General features: G+C 36.7%; 17 protein-coding genes. 6 read left to right on the forward strand and 11 right to left on the reverse strand.

Annotated features, from left to right (window positions below):
- The first annotated feature begins 118 nt into the window (after positions 1 to 118).
- Genes PH4a_RS01835 through PH4a_RS01845 form a run of 3 tightly spaced genes read left to right on the forward strand, consistent with a single transcriptional unit; the run spans position 119 to position 2,977 of the window.
- The gene (locus PH4a_RS01835) at positions 119 to 838 is read left to right on the forward strand and encodes a (Fe-S)-binding protein (protein ID WP_064720651.1); all 720 of its coding nucleotides are present in this window, start codon (positions 119 to 121) and stop codon (positions 836 to 838) included.
- An 11-nt stretch (positions 839 to 849) separates the two neighbouring features.
- Entirely contained in the window at positions 850 to 2,271 is a 1,422-nt protein-coding gene (locus tag PH4a_RS01840) for a LutB/LldF family L-lactate oxidation iron-sulfur protein (RefSeq protein WP_064720653.1), read from the forward strand.
- A 1-nt stretch (position 2,272) separates the two neighbouring features.
- Positions 2,273 to 2,977, forward strand: a complete 705-nt coding sequence (locus PH4a_RS01845; protein ID WP_129037311.1) for a LutC/YkgG family protein — start codon at positions 2,273 to 2,275, stop codon at positions 2,975 to 2,977.
- Between the two features lie 162 nt (positions 2,978 to 3,139).
- Here the strand turns inward: PH4a_RS01845 and umoC are convergent, their stop codons facing one another.
- Positions 3,140 to 3,553 carry a lysozyme inhibitor LprI family protein gene (umoC, locus tag PH4a_RS01850; protein ID WP_129037313.1) on the reverse strand — a complete coding sequence of 138 codons (414 nt, stop codon included), beginning with the start codon at positions 3,551 to 3,553 and terminating at the stop codon, positions 3,140 to 3,142.
- Between the two features lie 452 nt (positions 3,554 to 4,005).
- Between umoC and PH4a_RS01855 the strand changes: the two genes are divergently transcribed.
- Together PH4a_RS01855 and PH4a_RS01860 are read left to right on the forward strand one after the other, a co-directional pair.
- Positions 4,006 to 4,350, forward strand: coding sequence for a DMT family protein (locus tag PH4a_RS01855; RefSeq protein WP_129037315.1), 345 nt, complete (start codon positions 4,006 to 4,008; stop codon positions 4,348 to 4,350).
- A gap of 409 nt (positions 4,351 to 4,759) precedes the next feature.
- Positions 4,760 to 5,143 (forward strand): YkgJ family cysteine cluster protein, encoded by a 384-nt coding sequence (locus PH4a_RS01860; RefSeq protein WP_064720660.1) that lies wholly within the window; start codon positions 4,760 to 4,762, stop codon positions 5,141 to 5,143.
- 548 nt (positions 5,144 to 5,691) lie between these two features.
- On the opposite strand, the gene PH4a_RS01865 is transcribed toward PH4a_RS01860, so the two are convergent.
- The 10 genes from PH4a_RS01865 to galE form a co-directional block, all read right to left on the reverse strand.
- Complete coding sequence (locus PH4a_RS01865; protein ID WP_244212956.1) at positions 5,692 to 6,192, reverse strand: DUF1287 domain-containing protein; 501 nt, start codon at positions 6,190 to 6,192, stop codon at positions 5,692 to 5,694.
- A gap of 280 nt (positions 6,193 to 6,472) precedes the next feature.
- Positions 6,473 to 7,639 carry an MFS transporter gene (locus PH4a_RS01870; protein WP_129037320.1) on the reverse strand — a complete coding sequence of 389 codons (1,167 nt, stop codon included), beginning with the start codon at positions 7,637 to 7,639 and terminating at the stop codon, positions 6,473 to 6,475.
- A 378-nt stretch (positions 7,640 to 8,017) separates the two neighbouring features.
- Complete coding sequence (locus PH4a_RS01875; protein ID WP_129037322.1) at positions 8,018 to 8,875, reverse strand: alpha/beta hydrolase; 858 nt, start codon at positions 8,873 to 8,875, stop codon at positions 8,018 to 8,020.
- A 114-nt stretch (positions 8,876 to 8,989) separates the two neighbouring features.
- Positions 8,990 to 11,029 carry an IreA family TonB-dependent siderophore receptor gene (locus PH4a_RS01880; protein WP_129037324.1) on the reverse strand — a complete coding sequence of 680 codons (2,040 nt, stop codon included), beginning with the start codon at positions 11,027 to 11,029 and terminating at the stop codon, positions 8,990 to 8,992.
- Between the two features lie 236 nt (positions 11,030 to 11,265).
- Entirely contained in the window at positions 11,266 to 12,900 is a 1,635-nt protein-coding gene (locus PH4a_RS01885; protein ID WP_129037326.1) for a sodium/sugar symporter, read from the reverse strand.
- A gap of 406 nt (positions 12,901 to 13,306) precedes the next feature.
- On the reverse strand, positions 13,307 to 14,323 hold the full coding sequence (locus PH4a_RS01890) for a substrate-binding domain-containing protein (protein WP_129037328.1): 1,017 nt from the start codon (positions 14,321 to 14,323) through the stop codon (positions 13,307 to 13,309).
- A gap of 179 nt (positions 14,324 to 14,502) precedes the next feature.
- On the reverse strand, positions 14,503 to 15,573 hold the full coding sequence (galM, locus tag PH4a_RS01895) for a galactose-1-epimerase (protein ID WP_129037330.1): 1,071 nt from the start codon (positions 15,571 to 15,573) through the stop codon (positions 14,503 to 14,505).
- Complete coding sequence (gene galK / locus PH4a_RS01900) at positions 15,573 to 16,733, reverse strand: galactokinase (protein WP_129037332.1); 1,161 nt, start codon at positions 16,731 to 16,733, stop codon at positions 15,573 to 15,575. The genes galM and galK overlap by 1 nt, the downstream gene beginning before the upstream one ends.
- Positions 16,734 to 16,865: 132 nt before the next feature.
- Positions 16,866 to 17,921, reverse strand: coding sequence for a UDP-glucose--hexose-1-phosphate uridylyltransferase (locus PH4a_RS01905; protein WP_129037334.1), 1,056 nt, complete (start codon positions 17,919 to 17,921; stop codon positions 16,866 to 16,868).
- 47 nt (positions 17,922 to 17,968) lie between these two features.
- The gene (gene galE / locus PH4a_RS01910) at positions 17,969 to 18,985 is read right to left on the reverse strand and encodes a UDP-glucose 4-epimerase GalE (protein WP_129037336.1); all 1,017 of its coding nucleotides are present in this window, start codon (positions 18,983 to 18,985) and stop codon (positions 17,969 to 17,971) included.
- A gap of 421 nt (positions 18,986 to 19,406) precedes the next feature.
- Between galE and ghrB the strand changes: the two genes are divergently transcribed.
- Positions 19,407 to 20,366 (forward strand): glyoxylate/hydroxypyruvate reductase GhrB, encoded by a 960-nt coding sequence (gene ghrB / locus PH4a_RS01915; protein WP_129037338.1) that lies wholly within the window; start codon positions 19,407 to 19,409, stop codon positions 20,364 to 20,366.
- The last annotated feature ends 56 nt before the right edge of the window (positions 20,367 to 20,422 follow it).

A 20,422-nucleotide genomic window follows, 5' to 3' on the forward strand; every position in this document is an offset into this window, starting at 1 on the left:
TGATAAAAGAGAAGTGAGTTCTTAATTTACTCACTTCTCATTAATAAATAACACAGTAAAAAGAATTTTATTTTAAGTAAAAATGACAACATCTGAGCGATGTTATGGAGTTCAATTAATGAAAGTTAATTTTTATGCGACCTGCCTTGGGGATGTGCTGAAGGCGGATTCAGCAAGAGATACCGTATTGCTACTTGAGAAGCTAGGTTGCGAAGTACTATTTCAAGAACGCCAAGGTTGCTGTGGTCAGCCCGCTTTAAATAGCGGCTACGTAAATAGTGCAAAACCGGCAATGAAATCCTTAATTGAAACATTGGAAGTCAATGATTACCCAATAATTTCACCAGCGGGATCTTGTACTTATGCCATTAAAGGTTATCCGACTTATCTTGCTGATGAGCCACAATGGGCATTACGCGCACAAGGTGTTGCAGACCGATTAATCGACTTAACCAGCTTTATTGTCAACAAATTAGGTATTGTTGATGTAGGTGCGCGCCTTCCAGGAAAAGCAGTTTATCATCCATCGTGCAGTTTAACGCGAAAATTGGGCGTTGTAAGTGAGCCATTAACACTACTAAAACATGTTGAAGGGCTTGAAATGCTGCCTTTTGCCAACTCCGAAACCTGCTGCGGCTTTGGCGGTACGTTCTCCGTTAAGATGTCTGAAATCTCAGGTGAGATGGTAACTGAGAAAGTTAAACATATCATGGAAGTGAGTCCTGATTATGTTATTGGTGCTGATACCAGCTGCTTAATTAACATACAGGGGCGTTTAAACCGTGAAAAACGCCCTGTAAAAGTGCTGCATATTGCACAAGTATTAATGAGCCAATAAGGAAGCCCACTATGTCGATTAAAACCAGTGATATAGATTTCAGACCCCGCCTAGAACATGAGATGAAAGATACTATCATGCGTAATGCTGTTGTCATGGCGCAAGAACGTATCGGGGCTAACCGTGAAATTATGGTTAAGGAGTTGGGCAATTGGGAAGAATGGCGAGATCGTGCTGAACAAATTCGTAATCATGTGCTTGAAAATCTTGATGCTTATCTCTATCAATTATCAGAAAAAGTAACCGAAAACGGTGGCCATGTCTATTTTGCCAAAACCGCTGAAGATGCTTCTCGTTATATTTGCGAAGTAGCCAAAAAGAAAAATGCCAAAAAGATAGTCAAATCTAAGTCAATGGTGACTGAAGAGATAGGCATGAACAAAGCCTTACAAAATGAAGGCATTGAAATTATCGAAACCGATCTTGGTGAATATATCCTTCAAGTGGATAACGATCCACCATCACATATCGTCGTGCCTGCAATTCATAAAGATCGTTACCAAATTCGTAAAGTATTAAATGAAAAGCTGGGTTATGAAGGTAGCGAAAATCCTGAAGATATTACACTGTTTATTCGTCAACGTATTCGCCAAGATTTCCTCTCTGCCGATATTGGTGTAACAGGCTGTAACTTTGCTGTTGCTGAAACAGGTTCTGTTTGTTTAGTCACCAATGAAGGTAATGCGCGTATGACAACGACATTACCAAAAACCCATATTGCCGTAATGGGAATGGAGCGTATTGCGCCAACATTTGAAGAAGTGGATCCGCTTATTACTATGCTATGCCGTAGTGCGGTGGGGTCACGCCTCACCAGTTATAACACATGGGTAACAGGCCCCCGAGAAGCGGGTAATGTTGATGGCCCAGAAGAGTTCCATCTAGTTATTGTAGATAATGGCCGTTCTAAAATTTTAGGTTCGCAGTTTAGAGATATTTTACGTTGCATCCGCTGTGGTGCTTGTTTAAATACCTGCCCTGCTTACCGTAATATTGGTGGTCACGCTTATGGCTCTATTTATCCAGGCCCAATTGGTGCCGTTATCTCTCCTTTATTAGGCGGATATGAAGATTTTCATGATCTCCCTTATGCTTGCTCACTGTGCAATGCCTGTAATGTCGTTTGCCCTGTTAAAATTCCTTTAGCACAGTTAATTTTAAAACATCGCCGAGTTATGGCAGAAGGCGGCTTAACACCAAAAGCTGAACGTCGCGTAACAGGTATGTTTAACTACCTAAATGCACATCCTACATTATGGAAAGTGGGCATGAATGTCGGTGCGAAAATGGCGGGCTTAATGATCAAAAAAGGCACTACGCCAATTAAGATCAGCGTATTAAATGATTGGATGGCATCAAGAGATCTTCCAGAACCTGATGGCTATAGTTTCCGTAGTTGGTTTAAACGCCATAAAGCAGAAGGAAAAAAATAACATGTTGAATGAACAAAATCGTAATGAATTTCTGCAAACTATTGCTCAACAATTAGGTCGTCCTGTTGCACATACACCACAGCCTCAGCCAACACCTGTTAATGATTTAGCAAAAACGCGGTTGGCAAATCTATCACAAGATGAGCTATGCAACGCATTTACCGAGTTCGCACAAACACAAATGGTGAAATGTGTCGTTACTAAACCCAATGATCTCATTAATAGCCTCATTGAATTATGTGAAAGTTATGATTGTCAGGGTTCAGTGGTGATGAGTGGTGATCAACGTTTACATGATCTTGGTGTCACTGAGGCCATTAGTGAAAAATATGAAACCTATGTTTGGGATCCACAATTAGGTTATGACAACATTATTCATGCTGAAAGATCGCAAATTGGTATTGTTTTTGCCGAAGCTGGATTAACAGAATCAGGGGGGATCGTATTGTTTTCATCTCCTGAAAAAGGACGTTCAGTCAGTTTATTGCCAGAAACATCGATTGTGATCCTGCGTAAAAGCGATATTTTACCTCGTGTTGCACAAATTGCAGAACGTCTGCATAAAATGGCGCAAGATGGCATTAGAATGCCTTCATGTATTAACTTAATTGGTGGCGCAAGTTCAACCGCAGATATTGAACTGATAAAAGTATGGGGCGTTCATGGCCCTGTTCATGCTGCTTATCTTATTATTGAAGATTGTTAATAACATATAAAATCAGTTAATTACAACAATAACGTTAACAAGCAAACTAAGGTCATGGTCAAAGGATTGGCCTATTAATATAAAAGACGCCAAATAAAGGCGTCTTTTTATTATTGCGATCTTATCATTGTAGCTAGATATTGATACATATCAGCGGCGTGATTAATTTTCTAACAATACTTTCGCTCGCCATTGATTAAGTTTAACTTCACAGGCTAACAAAACATCACCAGCCCCTGTACCTCCCATCACTAATGATGATTGACGTTGGCACTCAGCACTTCTAAATTTTATAAAATGCTCTTGTGAACTCACCAATGCTTCTATCGCACTTTTTACTGCAACAGAGTCGATATCTTCAAGATCACTTTTACTTTTTTCATAAATCAAATTCATTTGCCGCTCTGAAAGTTTTAACTCATCTAATAAACAAGTCTGAATTTCTGTTCTAGGTGCTTGTGAGGTTAATTCATAACATTTTGTTAGAGGATCACTTGCTACTTGAGCAATAGAAGAAAAAGAGAGAAAACTCATCATGAATAAACTGCAAGAAATAATAAATGCACTCACTTTCATGCTAACTCCCAATGATAAAATATTAAATAATAAAACTATTATTAGCCTAAAGTATAAATTAATATTTACCACTGCTATTAATGCGATACAGCAAAAATAGGATATATCGTATCTCAAAATAAAAAGAATATTGCGCAGTAATAATATAAAGAAATTATTATTAATTCTCTTTTTTATCTCGCATTTTTGCATCATTTTTTTATCAAAAGATCACATTTAAGAATGATATCAAGGGATTATTATTGATAAAAAAGAGGATAAAAGTGAATTTTTTGTGGTTAACACTTAATTTATGATAAAAAGTGAAAAAAGCATTTTTATCAGTTCTTATTACAATTTAAATCGTCTGATTATTTTAACTTAAGCTAATAGAAAAATATCTTTTTTTGCAGTAATCTCACCGTCTTCATTTAGGCATTTTTGCCTTAATCATTACCAATGGTATTGCCAACATGTTCTACAAATTTACTCCTATTATTTTATTGATTATTTCAAATATTTTTATGACTTTTGCTTGGTATGGTCACCTTAAATATGGGAATAAACCTTTAATTATTGTTATTATTTTAAGCTGGCTAATCGCTTTTGTTGAATACTGTTTTGCTGTACCCGCTAATAGAATAGGCCATAATTACTACAGTGCAGCTGAATTAAAAACGATTCAAGAAGTCATTACTTTAACTATTTTTGCTATTTTTTCGGTTACTTACTTAGGTGAAAACTTCACGCTAAACCATTTTATTGGCTTTCTTTTAATTGGTGCCGGCGCTTTATTTATTTTTAAAGGTCCTTTTTAAAATAACTAAATAAACGAAAAAATAATTACTCGTTTTATTGCTATCCTAGTTACTTTTTTAACCTATTAACCTCATGATAAAAATGAGGTTTTTTGCACTTCTCATATAGCTAATCGATTAACTTTAATACAGCCCACTCTTTTTTATACGCTATAAATAAGATTACAACATCGTTTATCATTAAGTCATATAATTTGCTTAATTAGTTTATATAAAATAATAGACTGCTTTAGTATAAATATAGTTGTATCAAACCAGACTTTCCTCTTGAAAAAACATTTTCACTCAGCGCATAATGTACTCTCTTAAGAGAAGCATTGTTTCTCTGTCTTTTTATTGCCTCTCTTAAATAAATGCGCTGTTAAAGCGCCCCTTTGTTACTTTAACGTCAGATAAAATGGTATCTGGTATGAGCAAACAGTCTAACGATTTTATTTATATGCAGGATAATCCCTGTATGCATTGTGGTGCTTGTTGCGCCTATTTTAGAGTCTCTTTCTATTGGGCAGAAATGGTCAGCGGTGGCGGTGTTGTTCCTGATGAATTAACAGAACCACTCACACCATTTTTATCTTGTATGAAAGGTACTAATGAAAAGAAACCTCGTTGTGCAAAACTGGTTGGGGAAGTAGGTGAATGTGTGAGTTGTACTATCTATGAACAACGCCCATCACCTTGCCGTGAGTTTAATCAGTCCTGGGTTAATGGCGTGCAAAATGAGGCTTGTGATCGAGCAAGGGCTGCTTATGGTCTTCCACCATTAACCAGAACCGAGCTACCACATTCAGCATAATACATCAGAGGGGTTAGCCCCTCCTGATCCATCAAGATCACACTATTAGACTTATTTTAATAAAAATAAGAAAAACCACGAAAAATATCATTATAAAATAATGTGTTAGTTTGACTTTGCGTTTAAAACATCTAGTATAGATAGTAATCGAATAATAATGTGTATTTAGTGAGGTTTTTTATTTAAAAATAGTCGTTATCTTGGAGGGCATTATGATTAGTAGCTCTTTTTTTATTCTTTTTCTATCTTTCATCTGTTCTATCGCCGTCGTTAGTATGTTACTAGGTGGCTTAGAGGATTAATTATGAATATTTCTGATGAAAATATTCTTTCCCAGCAATAACGCCCGTACTCAATTTATTAAAAAAGTGTATGGGCGATTATTTAATTCTCTATTTATCAGATAACTAAATTATCTATTTATTATCTAAAATTGATAATTAAGTTTTATTTTTTAAATTAAACTAAGCTTTCAATCTATATTTTACTTGCTTATTTTTACTGCTTATTTTTAATTGTCGTCTTTAATCACTATTTTAATAACTAATTTAATAACTATAGTGTCCTGTTATTTTCCACGAAAATAAAACATCCTCAGCCACTTGCCCAAAACCGATATTGTGCATTACCAAATAGCGTTTGTTATCACGGCTTTTACTATCCACCACAATACCAATATGAGGTCGCCCATTATCTAAACGCCAACTAACAATATCCCCAGGAAAATAATCAGCCGCATTTTTAGTTATTGGTTTCACTTTTCCTTTGCGTGAAAAAAACACCTCTAAATTAGGCACTCTTCGGTGATCAATATTAGTATCAGGTTTTGTTAATCCCCACATACGATGACTAGGGTAAGCAGAAAAATGAGCTTTTATATCTTCATGTAGTAATTTTTGTAAATCGATACCAATACCCCGATAACTACGAATAACTACATCACTACACACCCCATAATTTTCAGGCACATCGCCATTAGGGTAATCTATCTTACGATAAGCGGGATCGTAAAAAACAGCGCTTGGTAAATTGCTCGCATGTTCCACCAGCTGTTTATTTTGTTCAAGTGTTAACGCTTGAGCATTAGAAAAAGGAATAAAAAATAATGCAGATAAAAGAGGTGAGATGATTTTCAATAGTGTGTCTCCATGCAAGTTAGGTGTCCATAATTATTTATTGTGTATTATTAGCAATGATAATTAGCTAAGTAGACTAACAAAAAAATGAGCGAACTCTTAATTATTAAGAATAAAAAAACCGAGCCCTCTTTTACAAGATAAGCTCGGTATAAAATAAACAAGAAAGAGAGAGATAAAAACTAAAAATAGGTTAGTTCAATACAATATGACTCTTACGACGTAAGCTTGCGAAGAGCATATAAACAGCTGTTGCTAATAACACAACAAAAAAGAAGTTCATAATACCGTCATTCGCCTGAGACATAAAAATACCTGCGCCTAATGGGCCTATTGCTGAGCCAATGCTATAGCTCAATAACATAATTTGTGTAATAGCAACGATATAACTCGCATTCACATGGTCACACGCCAAAGTAATTGCGATAGGATAAAGTGCAAAAGAAGACATTCCTAACAATCCTAGCGCAACAATTAGCACTATATAATCGTTAGACAAATAGGTCATTCCCATTGCAAACACTCCAACTAAACACATCATTGCTAATAACAATGTTTTACTCATTATCACTGACAATTTACTGATAATCGGCTGAACAACCATTCCACCTAAAATAATGGCAGCCATTAATACACCGATTTGATCGGTAGTAAATTGTCCTTGATTTAATGCTAGCGGCATCATGCCATAGATACTGCCCATCACTACACCAGAAACCATACAGCCCACTAAAGCGGCTTTATTTAAACGGCTTATCTGTTTTAATGACAAACTTTTATGTACATGTCCTTGTGGCTGCCCTTGTTTAAAAAACAACGGAGGTAATACCGCGATTAATAACAGCGCTAATACTGCCATAAAAGGAATAGTACCCTGAGTACCAATTGCACCAATCGCTAATTGTCCCAATGTTGTGCCACCATAAAGCGAGGTCATATAAAAGCCCAAGCGTTTAGCTCGTTCTTTAGGATTATCACCAATTAATAGCCATGATTCGACAACAACAAAAATACCTGCAACCGCCATGCCGCCAATAAAGCGCGACACCATCCATACTGATAAATAAGGCAACAATGGTAATATACTGACAGTTAATGCCAGTAATAATAAAAATACAACGAATGAAAGACGATGCCCTATTCTTGCAATAATAGGTTCTATCATCACTGAACCTATTAATAATCCAATAAAATAAATACTTGCTAACCAGCTAGCATAAAGAGTATCAAACCCAAAACTATCCATTGATAGTGGTATTAAACTCATTAAATAGCCTGATGCGATAGCAAATACCGTTAACCCAGCTACAGGTACTAATGTACCGTCGCCTTTGCGTACCAAAGTAGTGTTCTGTTTCACTACCCTCGTCTCCACACTCAAACGGTTGATAATGCGCTGCTTTTTCGATGCCAGATATTGGCAAAACGTTCATCTAGGAAAGATGATTGTTTTCATGATAAAAGCAGTGGATGGCGTCCCTAATTTCAGGAGACGCGAATATAGCTTGTTACTCAGTACAAATAAAATTATAAAATCTAATGCCAGAAAATAATTTTATTTATCCTATAAGTTATTATCGCCTTTTCTTGCAAAAAGAATAGCCTCTCTAGCAATTTTATTTTTATAAAAATAAGATTAATTCTATATTAATAATATTACGACAAAACACGTAGATAAGATTAGTCATTATCCTACCGTTACAAGATAGGATAATGACTAATAAACTATTACAATCAATTACTCTGCACTATAACTAATCGCCGTTTTAATAGCGTCTGGAATAGAACCGCCATGTGTTTTTCCAGCAAAAAGCTGAAAGTCACACTGTTTCCCTGCTTCAGATAAATAGTGACATAATTGGCGAGGTGTTAGCCAACTACTGCGGCCTTTATGATTTTGCTGTTGCTCTTGATTCATTTTGGAAAGATCGGGAGTTTCTTCTTTTTCACCAAGGGTAATAGTCACTGAAACATCATTAGGAATAACTTGCCATTTCTCTTTAGTTATCCATTCCCCTTTTCCCCACCATAATGATGGGCTTGCCGCAGTATAATGCTGGAAAGTCTCAGGGTGATTCAATAAAACATATAGCGTAAACACCCCACCAAAAGAGTGACCAAATAATGAACCTTTAGTGATGGTTAAATTAGCTGTTTCGATTTGATTATCTGCATAAGGTTTTACCTGCGTTAGAATAAACTGGTAAAAACGCTCCGCATTACCACCTTGTTTAAACTCATCCCCTGTTACCTCTGGCGTATAATCACGCGTACGCTCAGGAATAAAATAAGCTTGATCACCAACATAGCCAATACTAACAATAACAGGTAACGGCATACTATTTTGTTCAACGATTTCATTAACTATTAATGGAAATTGCGCATTACCATCAACCGAATAAAGTAGCGAGGTTTTTGTTGTTGCTTTAGGAATAGCAAGGAAAATACGATATTGTTCGCCTTGATAATCCATCTCTTTTTCGGTTATTTGATAATATTCTTGAACCTGAGGATTTATTTCAGGAACCTCCTGATTAGGTCTTGCTTGTACTAAAGAGGACAACATAATCATTCCACATAAGATAAGTATTCGCATAAGTCAGATACACTGTAAGTAATAAGAAAGGCGTAATCGTCAATAATATAATCAGATATAGCGGTAAAAAATAAACCTCATGTATAACATGAGGTTTATTTAAATCGAATAAAATTAGAAGCTATATTTTACATTGGCCCAATAACGACGACCTTCATCAACAACCCAGTTGCCGCCTTTGTCATTTACTGCTGGACCTGTTTCATCGGTAATATTTAATACAGCCAAATTAAACAGCGTATTTTTATTAATGTTATATGTCATACCTAAATCAAATGTGGTGTAACCACTACGATAACGCGCACCCGTAAAACCATTACGTTGTGCAGCCCATATCTGCTTACCTGTATAAGCCGTATTTGCGTAGAAGCTCATATCTTCATTAAAATCCCAATCCACTCGTGCATTCGCGCTGTGTTTTGGTGTCATATCCAATGGATAACCTTTTAATGACTCACCTGAACCTAATTTCTCATCATCACTTTTACGTTTTGAATTGATATAAGTGTAATTAGCATTTACACGCCAATCTTCAGCAATAGGGAATGCAATTGCCGTTTCTATCCCTTTAATATTCGCTTTACCTACATTATCGTACTGATAAAGTTTTAAGCCTGTGATTGGATCTATTTCACCCGTATCGTAATTGGTCAGTTTGTCTTTAAATTCAGTATTAAAGAATGTCAAACTGGCTGTAATACCATCACCATTATCATAACCAATACCAATCTCTTCACTTACAGAGGTTTCAGGTTTTAAATCACGATTACCATACATAATCGCACGACCTTTCTCTGTTGAAGTACCGTATTCAGGGCTTAACTCACGTAAACTCGGGGCTTTAAAGGCTTTAGCTATTCCCCCTTTTAACGTAAATTCATCAGTTAAATGATAAACAGCGTAAGCTCTTGGATTCCAATGATTACCATAATATTCATGATCATCAAGACGTAACCCACCAGTTAAGGCTAAATTATCAGTTACACTATATTCATTTTCAATAAACAGTGCTTTTTGATCAGCCGTTACTGTTGATTGTTTGATTTCATCTTTACCGAGAGAAGATTCATCTTTTAAGCGAGCATATTGATATTGACCACCAAAGGTCATCACATTATCAGGTAAGAATGCTGTAAATTTGGCATCAAATACCGTGTTGGTGATTTCAGGGCGACGATCTTCATAAAATTCATGGCGATCTTTCGTCTTTTCATCAATTTCTTCTGTTTTAGTGATACGTTTAGTTTGTTCTTGATAAACGCTTAATTCAGAATGCAAGATATCCATCTGATTTTTATATGTTAAAGCCCAATGATTGCGGTCATTATTGGTCTCTAGCATTTTATTTTCATCAGCTTTACCACCACGGATAGTAAACTCACTCATCGATTTACCAGGTGTGGTTGTGCGCTGTTGTGTGGTACGACCCGCTTCTAATAAAAATGTCTGGTTATCTGTTGGGGTAAAAGCCAATTTAGCAGTAATATTTTTATTATCATTTCTGCCTTGACCGTAAGTAATTTTATCTTCAGCTCGTAAATAACCACCACCATAAAGCTGTAAGCCTAATTTATCTTCGATAAGTGGTCCTGAGAGATAAAAATCACCATTAATAGAATCACCTGCATCGCGATTATGTTGAATAGTTCCCCCCACACCAATAGAGCCATGCCACTCTTTAGTTATAGGTTTTGTAATAATATTAATTACTCCACCCATCGCATCAGAACCATACAGTGATGACATAGGTCCGCGAATAACTTCAATTCGTTCTATGGCTTCAACGGGTGGAATAAATCCCCCTTCATAACCACCACTTCCATTTGGACGTGATTCACGGCTATTTTGACGTTTGCCATCCACCATAATCAGTGTGTAGTCACCCGGTAAACCGCGAATTGTAATTTCTTGTTTGTTCGCATTACCGTTAACACTCACACCTTCAACACCTTTAACTGCATCAGCAAGATCATGAACGGGTTTTTTGGCAAGTTGTTCTTTGCTAATAACAGTGATACTTGCTGGTGCATCGGTGAGTTGCTGTGCAAAGCCGGAGGCTGAAACAACCAATCTTTCCTCTTTGTTTTCTTGTGCATAGAGAGGATAAGAGGCAGAAAAAATACAGGCTGCTAAAAGGCCTATTTTATAATTCATAATAATTCCCTGAGATCAAAACGATTATATAAATGAGAATTATTAATATTATCTTAATCAATTATTGATGAGAATGATTTTCTTTATCTATTAACTATTTTTTTTTAATCTACATCAAAGCAAATTTACGCAATTGTTGATAACTCAAGGAATTTATCACTCTGTGATCACAAAAAAGAGCAAGTGACTTAGCCACTTGCCCTTTTCTTGTAGGGGATTATTTTCTGTTCTAATAATTACCAGAATGCGGCATACAACACACAAAGAATAATCATGATGATATAAGAGGAAATATTAAATCCACTTTGTGTTTTAAAGGTTGTATCAGTCAGTGCAATAGCACCAACGCTATCATCTGTTTTAGTTGAAGTTAAACTCACTAAACCAATCACCACCGTGGTAAAGATAAAGGTGTACATCATCTGGTCAAGGAATGGCATACCTAATGGCATTAGTTTTAAGAATAACGCAAAAGGAATGGATAATACGACACCCATAATTGCTCCTTTTGCATTGGTTTTTTTCCAAAACAGACCTAATAAGAATACAGCTAAAATTCCAGGACTCACTAAGCCAGTATATTCTTGAATATATTGGAATGCCTGATCAATGCCGCCTAATAGTGGTGCGATAAAACAAGCAATAATCAATGCGACTACAGCACTAATACGTCCCACATTAACTAAGCGAGTTTCTGATGCTTTTGGCCCCACATATTCTTTGTAGATATCCATCGTGAAAATAGTCGCGATAGAGTTAAGCATTGAAGCTAATGAAGAAACAATAGCCGCCGCCAATGCAGCAAATACCAAGCCTTTTGCACCAACAGGTAAGAACTGAGTTAACCAAGGATAAGCTTTATCAGCTTGCCCCATTGTTGGAATATGTTCTTGAGCCATTGTTCCTAAGCCTGCCATTAATTCAGGATTAGTCGTAATAACAAATGCAGCGATCCCCGGCACTACCACTAAAATAGGCACAATTAATTTTAGGAAGGCGGCAAAAACTAAACCTTTTTGAGCTTCATTAATAGATTTAGCGGCTAACGCACGTTGAATGATATATTGGTTAAAACCCCAATAATAAAGATTAGCAACCCACAACCCACCGATAAGTACAGCGATACCCGGTAAGTTCATAAACTGCGGATTTTCTTTTTCTAAAATCATTTTAAAGTGGTCAGGAGCTGCCGCGGTCATTTTCGCTAAGCCTTCTGTTATACCACCATCACCACCGATATAACTCACCGCTAATATTGTCGTAAACAAGCCCCCTAAAATAAGGAAAAAGACTTGTACCACATCCGTCCAGGCTACAGCAGAAAGTCCACCATAAAGAGAATAAACTACGGCAAATAAAGCTAGCCCGATTATCGCATACATCATTGGCACACCAAGAATAGTTTCTAATGCCAATGAACCTAAATAAAGAACTGAAGTTAAGTTAACGAAAATAAATAACGCTAGCCAAAATACCGCTAGGATCGTTTTTAAATTACGACTTTTAAAGCGGTTTTCGACAAATTCAGGAATGGTGTAAATCCCTTTTTCGATAAATACAGGTAAAAAGTATTTAGCAACAATAATTAGCGTAAGAGCCGCCATCCATTCATAAGAAGCGATAGCTAAACCAATAGAAAAGCCAGAACCAGACATACCAATAAATTGTTCTGCTGAAATATTAGCGGCAATCAACGAAGAACCAATTGCCCACCAAGGCAGTGTTTTACCTGCAAGAAAGTAATCTTTGGTGCCTTTTTTTTCACCATTTTTAGTACGAGAGACCCATAATCCCACACTAATAATGATCACAACATAGAGGGCAAAGATTGCATAATCTATTGTGCTTAATCCAACACCTTCTGTATGCATAATATTATCCTTTCAGACCCAGAGTAAGATAGAGAGGGATTAAATGTAAACGTTTCCACTTCCTTTTTCCGTTACTCTCTTCACAAATTCATCGAGAATGTTACGAACATGCATCATGAAATAGCAAAACAAACGATTACGTCACATAAAAACAAAAATAGTTTGATGAAAAAACTATTTTTATAACTATATTTGGATGTTTAAAAAGACAGAATAATAAAGACAAACAAGAACAACACCAATAAATTGATAACGATTACAATTTATAATTATATAATAACAAAATACTTTTATATTGATGATATTGAAGATGTACAAAGGAAAATAAAAAGGGGATATGGTTTCTAATCACAAATCTCACTACTAGAAACCACTGAATAAAAAGAAAACTAAAAAGTAATTAGCTTTATGACTGATTTAGATGGCTTAAATTAAATACTGAATTTCTCTGTACAAGTGTTGGCGAAAAAATACGCTGTTTTTGTTCTAATATTTCACCGCGAGAAAGTCGAATTGCCAGTGTTGCCGCTTGCTCAGCCATCATTTGAACAGGATAACGCACTGTAGTTAAGCGAGGATGAATATAACGAGCAATTAATACATCATCAAAACCAATTACTGATATTTTTTCAGGAACTGGAATTTCATTTTCATCTAATACCGATAAAGCACCCGCAGCCATAAAATCGTTGTAAGCGACCACTGCCGTAAAATCTATTGATTTAGTTAAAAGATGTGTCATGGCTTTTTCACCCCCCTCACCTTCTGGTTCACCATATTCAATATAACTGGTTGGTAAGTCGATTTTATATGCGGCTAAAGCAGCTTTATATCCAGCAAGTCGTTGAGCGGTATCTTCAATATTATGAGTTGACGAAATATAAGCTATTTTATTATGGCCTTGTCTAATAAGGTGTTCTGTCGCCATCCAGGCACCTTTATAATTATCAAGAGCGACACAGCGTTCTGCTATTTCCGGAATAAAACGATTAATAAGTACCATACTTTTAACTTCATTGGCGTAAGCAAGCAATTCATCATCACCTAATGCTTTAGAGTGGATAACTAAACCATCGCAACGACTATTAATTAGAAGCTCGATTGATTGACGCTCATCTTGTGCATCATGATAGCCATTACAAACTAAAATGTGTTTTCCCGCATCTCTGGCAACATTATCAACGGCTTTAACCAATGTACCAAAAAAGGGATCTGACACATCATGTACCAGCACACCTAAAGTTTGCGTACTTTGATTAACCAATGCTCTTGCCGCTGCGTTAGGGCGATATCCTAATTTTTGCATCGCGGTATTCACAACATCTATTGAAGCACGGCTTGCTTTTGGCGAGTTATTAATGACTCGCGATACCGTTGCAACAGAAACACCCGCTTCTTTTGCTACATCCTTGATAGTCGCCATATACACCTCATAAGGTCACCCTTATTTCACCACCAAGGAATAACCTGAAATTTAATCTGAATACAAAAAAATTCGCTATAAAAGCATTGGTAGGGATTATCAGTGAAGTTTGGAAATTTAAAAAGCAAAAAGATCAAATAAGTGATGAAAAGGAAAGCGTTTACACTTTCCTCTCTTATTTACTGATAAAACTTATAGATTGTTTGGCTATTCCATTGCTGATTAGCAGGAAGGATCCCTTGGCTATCACCCCATTCAGGGTGATTTGGCCCGTCAGGAAAATATTGAGTCTCTAATGCGAGCCCCGAATAATTACCATAACGACGACTTTTTCCCTTGGTTTCAGCCAAGAAATTACCAGTATAAAATTGAACTGATGGCATAGTTGTCATCACATCCATTTTTAATTCACCTTCAGGCGAAATTACAGTGGCAATAACTGTTTTCCCATCCGTTTTTTGTTTATCTAAAACAAAAGCATGATCATAACCATGAGCCGCTTTTTGACACTCATCGGTCATAAAATCTCGCCCGACTCGCTTTAATTTACGAAAATCAAAACTGGTTCCAGTCACATCAACGAACTCACCCGTTGGGATATTACCAGCACCATTTTTTAAATAATGATTTGCGGATATAAATACATCATGCTCAAGTGCAGTACGTAACGTGTGCTCACCGGCAAGATTAAAATAAGCATGATTAGTTAAGCTAAGTGGCGTTGTTTTATCACTTATCGCTTGATAATTAATAAAAACTTCATTGTTATCCGTTAACGTATAGACCACAGAAACATCAACATTACCCGGAAACCCTTGATCACCATCGGGAGATTTTAATGTAAAAGTGACAGATTGCGCTGATTTTGCAGCAATATTCCAGCGGCGACGACTAAAATTATGTTTTCCTCCATGAAGTGTATTTTCACCTTCATTGGCAGCAATAACATACTGCTTTTCTGCTAATGAAAATGTACTTCCCGCAATGCGATTAGCAAAACGTCCTACAGTAGCACCCATATATGCAGTTTGTAGTTTGTGAGCGTTCATATCAGGCGAGCCTAATAGCACATCTCGACGAACACCATTCACAGGAACAATACAAGTTAGCCATGTCGCCCCTATATCCATAATAGAAATGGACATACCAAGGCGATTTTTTAAAGTGACTATCTCCGCAGGCAACCCATCCCACGCTGGATGAGCCGTCATTTGTTCAGGTTCAAAAAAACGAATATCATTAGCTGCCATTACTTTGCCTCCGTATAGCCCGCTCCTTGGCTTGCAGAGCAGACATAAATAGTTTCTTTTAACCCTGTTTTTGCCTGATATTGTGATACAACAGCTTCGGTGACCTTACTAACCAAATCAGGTGTGACTAATGCAACCACACAACCACCAAACCCGCCTCCCGTCATTCTAACGCCACCTTGTTCGCCAATAACCGATTTAATAATATCGACGAGAACATCAACTTCAGGCACCGTAATTTCAAAATCATCACGCATTGATTGATGAGACAGTGCCATCAGCTGACTTAACACAGGTAAATTACCTTGGCGTAGAGCATCAGCCGCAAGTAATGTGCGATCATTTTCAGTAATAACATGGCGAGCACGACGATATACCACGTCGCTCATTATCGCTTTTTTAACCAATAAATCATCTAATGATGCGTCTCTTAAAGCCGTTACATTTAATATTTTTGCCGCTTCTTCACACTGTTGACGACGCGTGTTGTATTCACTATCTACTAAACCACGCTTTTTATTACTATTAATAATCATCACCACAATATCTTCAGGCATGGTGACGGCTGTTGTGTCTAAAGAACGACAATCAATTAAAAGCGCATGATTTTCTTCACCACATGCCGAAATAAGCTGATCCATAATGCCACAGTTACAACCAACAAATTGGTTTTCTGCTTTTTGACCATTTAATGCAATAGCCTTTTGACTAATAGGAAGCTGATAAAGTGTTTTAACTGTTTGTCCAATAGCAACTTCTAATGCAGCTGAAGAACTGAGTCCCGCACCTTGTGGAACATTACCTGATATAGCAATATCCATACCCTGAAAATGGTAATTGTCTTGCTGTAAAAAATGAATTACGCCACGAATATAATTAGCCCACATTTTATCAGCCAAAAATTCGATGGGAGAATCAAGATTAAATTGATCTGCTTCATCTTGATAATCGACAGCAATAACACGAACAATACCGTCAGTGCGTTTTGCCGCAGCAACCACCATTTGATAATTAATGGCACAAGGAAGAACAAAACCATCGTTATAATCAGTATGTTCACCAATCAGATTAACTCTTCCCGGCGCTTGTATAAAATGGGTTGGTATATAACCAAAAGCGGCCGAAAATGAGCGAGTCACATTATTAATAAGTGCCTGCATAATAGTTCCTCAACTTAAAATTAAGTAATAATAATCCGTTACATCACAATTAATGAGATGCACTCTTTTATCTGTTTAATCATCAAATAATCGCGCTAATTAAAACTGAAGTTAATTAGGTTTCTGACAGAATTAGGACTGTTTTTTATAATGAATATCGCTCAATTGACGTAAGTTAGCAGCGGCTTGTTCTGGTGTTAGATCTCTTTGCGTTTCAGCTAACATTTCGTATCCCACCATAAACTTACGCACACTGGCTGAGCGCAATAAAGGGGGGTAATAAAGAGCATGTAATTGCCAATGATCGATATTTTCACCATTATTAAAAAATGGTGCAAAATGCCATCCCATTGAATAAGGAAAGGAACAATGAAAAAGATTGTCATATCGACTCGTTAACTTTTTCATTGCTAATGCCAGATCATCTCGCTGTATATCAGTTAATTCGCTCATTCTACGAATATGCGTTTTAGGTAATAGCATAGTTTCATAAGGCCAAGCCGCCCAATAAGGTACAACAGCAATCCAATACTCAGTTTCAACTACTGTACGGCTTCCATCTTTAATCTCAGCATTAACATAATCGATTAATAAATTGCTGCCTCGCTGATTAAAGTAATCACGTAAGTAGTGGTCTTTACGCGCTAATTCATTAGGTAAAAAATCACTTGCCCAAATTTGTCCATGAGGATGAGGCTGAGAACACCCCATTGTTTCACCTTTATTTTCAAATACTTGAATCCAGAGGTATTCCTTACTTAATTCTTCTATTTGGCTATCCCATGTATCAACGACTTTGCGTAATTGGTTAACAGGTAATTCAGGAATAGTTTTTCCATGATCAGGCGAAAAGCAGATAACTCGGCTAATACCCCTAACAGCTTGAGTCTGAAATAAAGGATTATCAGAAGGAGCTACATTATATTCATCAGACAATAACGCGGAGTGATCATTATTAAACACATAAGTTTCTTTGTAATCAGGATTTTTATCACCTGAAACTCGCATATTATTAGGACACAAATAACAATGTGGATCATAAGAGGGAAGTGTCGCTATCTGAGGTTTTTCATCTTTGCCATTCCAAGGTCGTTTCGCTCTATGTGGTGAAACTAAAACCCACTGACCCGTAAGTGGATTATAACGACGATGAGGATGTTCAACAGGATCAAAAATCAGTTTCGACATAATCTTCTCTCTTATTTATTAGTGATTATCCGATAGCATTTAATCGCTTATTTCAGATAACCATTTGGATTCTTTGATTGCCAACGCCAAGCATCTGCAGCCATATCATCAATAGAACGGATTGCTTTCCATTTTAAATCTGCGGCTGCTTTCGCAGGGCTTGACCAGCACTCAGCAATATCACCAGGACGACGAGGTTGCAGTTCATAAGGAATATCTTTACCACTGGCTTTGCGGAACGCTTCAATCATTTCAATAACGCTAGTACCATTACCTGTACCCAAGTTATAAATATGTAAACCCGCTTTCTTACCTAGTGCATTTAGCGCAGCAATATGACCATCAGCCAAATCCATAACGTGAATGTAATCGCGTACACCGGTACCATCTTTAGTCGGATAGTCACTACCAAACACAGCAACTTTTTCACGACGACCAATAGCAACCTGAGCGATATAAGGCGTTAAGTTGTTTGGAATACCTTTAGGATCTTCCCCCATAGAGCCAGATGGATGAGCCCCTACTGGGTTAAAATAACGTAATAAGCTAATTGACCAGTTTTCATCAGCAACATATAAATCAGATAAAATACGCTCTACCATATATTTACTGGTGCCATATGGATTGGTTGTGCCACCCACAGGTGAGTCTTCAGTAATAGGTACTGTTTGTGGATCACCATAAACGGTTGCAGATGAACTAAAAATAATGCTTTTTACACCCGCGTCACGCATACAACGCACTAAAACTAAAGTGCCATTCACGTTATTGTCATAATATTCAATTGGTTTTTGAACCGACTCACCCACGGATTTTAATCCTGCAAAGTGAATAACGGATTGAATTGTATGCTGAGCAAAAATTGATGCTAATAATTTGTCATCGCGAATATCACCGTTGTAGAACAGTGGACGTTTTCCTGTGAGTGCCTCAACTCTATTAAGCACTTCTTCATTGGCATTACTTAAGTTATCCAGAATAATTGGCGTCATTCCTGCTTCAATCATTTGTACGCAAGTATGGCTTCCGATATATCCCATTCCACCTGTGACTAGTATTTCCACATTCACCTCTTTTCATTCATTTCAAAGGAAAGCTAAAGACGGTTTCTGCTCATTGACAATGAGTTTAACAAGATCAACAAAGTATTTTCGTGATCAAACCGACATTTAGTGTAAACGTTTACACTCATTTCCTGTTATTTAAGATAATAAAAAATAATTTTTATATCAGTATTACAATAGACTGGGCATCTTAATGAAAGATCGTTTATTTTTACTATCGTATTTATCACAATAAAAAAGAGAACGATTACATCTCATTTAATGCGCTAATAATCTGATAAAACTGACATTACTTGGGTTTTATCATACCTTATTAACACCCCTTGTAATATGTATAAGAGGGCTGAGAATATTCTCAATAACAATTGTTAAAAAAATAAATCGTATCAAGCCTTATAACCCCTTCCGTTAGGAGAACATAATGAAACCGATAGTCGTGCTTTATCAAGACCTACCAGAAGACTTACAACAAAAATTAGCAAGTTTTGCTGAAATAAAACAATTTCGTTCACTCTCTTTTGACTCGCCGGACTTTTGTACTGCACTAGCTAATGCTTCTGGACTATTAGGTGCTGGTGGAAATATAGATAAACACTTTATCGAACAAGCACCTAACTTAAAGGCGGTTTCAACCATCTCTGTTGGCTATGATAATATTGATGTGAAGGCCCTCACTGAGCGCAACATTAAGTTGATGCATACTCCGACTGTACTTACTGATACCGTTGCTGACACTATGATGGCACTTGTATTATCTGTTTCAAGACGCATTCCTGAACTCGCTGATAATGTTAAGCAAGGCTTATGGTTAAAAGGAATTACACCTGATTGGTATGGCACTGATGTTCATCATAAAACCATGGGAATTATTGGTATGGGTCGTATTGGTAAAGCGTTAGCCAAACGCGCTCATTTTGGTTTTGATATGAAAATTCTTTATCAATCTCGAACTGAATATGCAGAAGTAAATGATCGTTTTAATGCAACTTATTGCTCATTAGAAACATTATTGCAGCAGTCAGATTTTGTGTGTATTACCCTTCCTTTAACCGCAAAAACGCATCATTTAATCAGCAAAGCGCAATTTTCATTAATGAAACCAGACTCCTATTTAATTAATGCAGGTCGAGGTGCAGTGGTTGATGAAAAAGCCTTAATAACAGCGCTAGAGCAAAAAGAAATTGCCGGAGCGGGATTAGATGTATTTGAAAAAGAGCCGCTTTCTGCTTTATCACCATTATTAGCGATGAAAAATGTCGTGGCTGTTCCACATATTGGATCGGCAACCAAAGAAACGCGTTATGCAATGGCACAATGCGCAGTGGATAATTTAATTGCCGCATTAAAAGATAAAGTAAAAGAGAATTGTGTTAATTTTTAATCTAATAGAATATCTCAATTAATTTATTCTAGATAAGAAAAAAGGTAATGAATATA

Origin of the sequence: Proteus hauseri (assembly GCF_004116975.1) — a bacterium.
GTDB classification, from domain to species: Bacteria; Pseudomonadota; Gammaproteobacteria; order Enterobacterales; family Enterobacteriaceae; genus Proteus; species Proteus hauseri.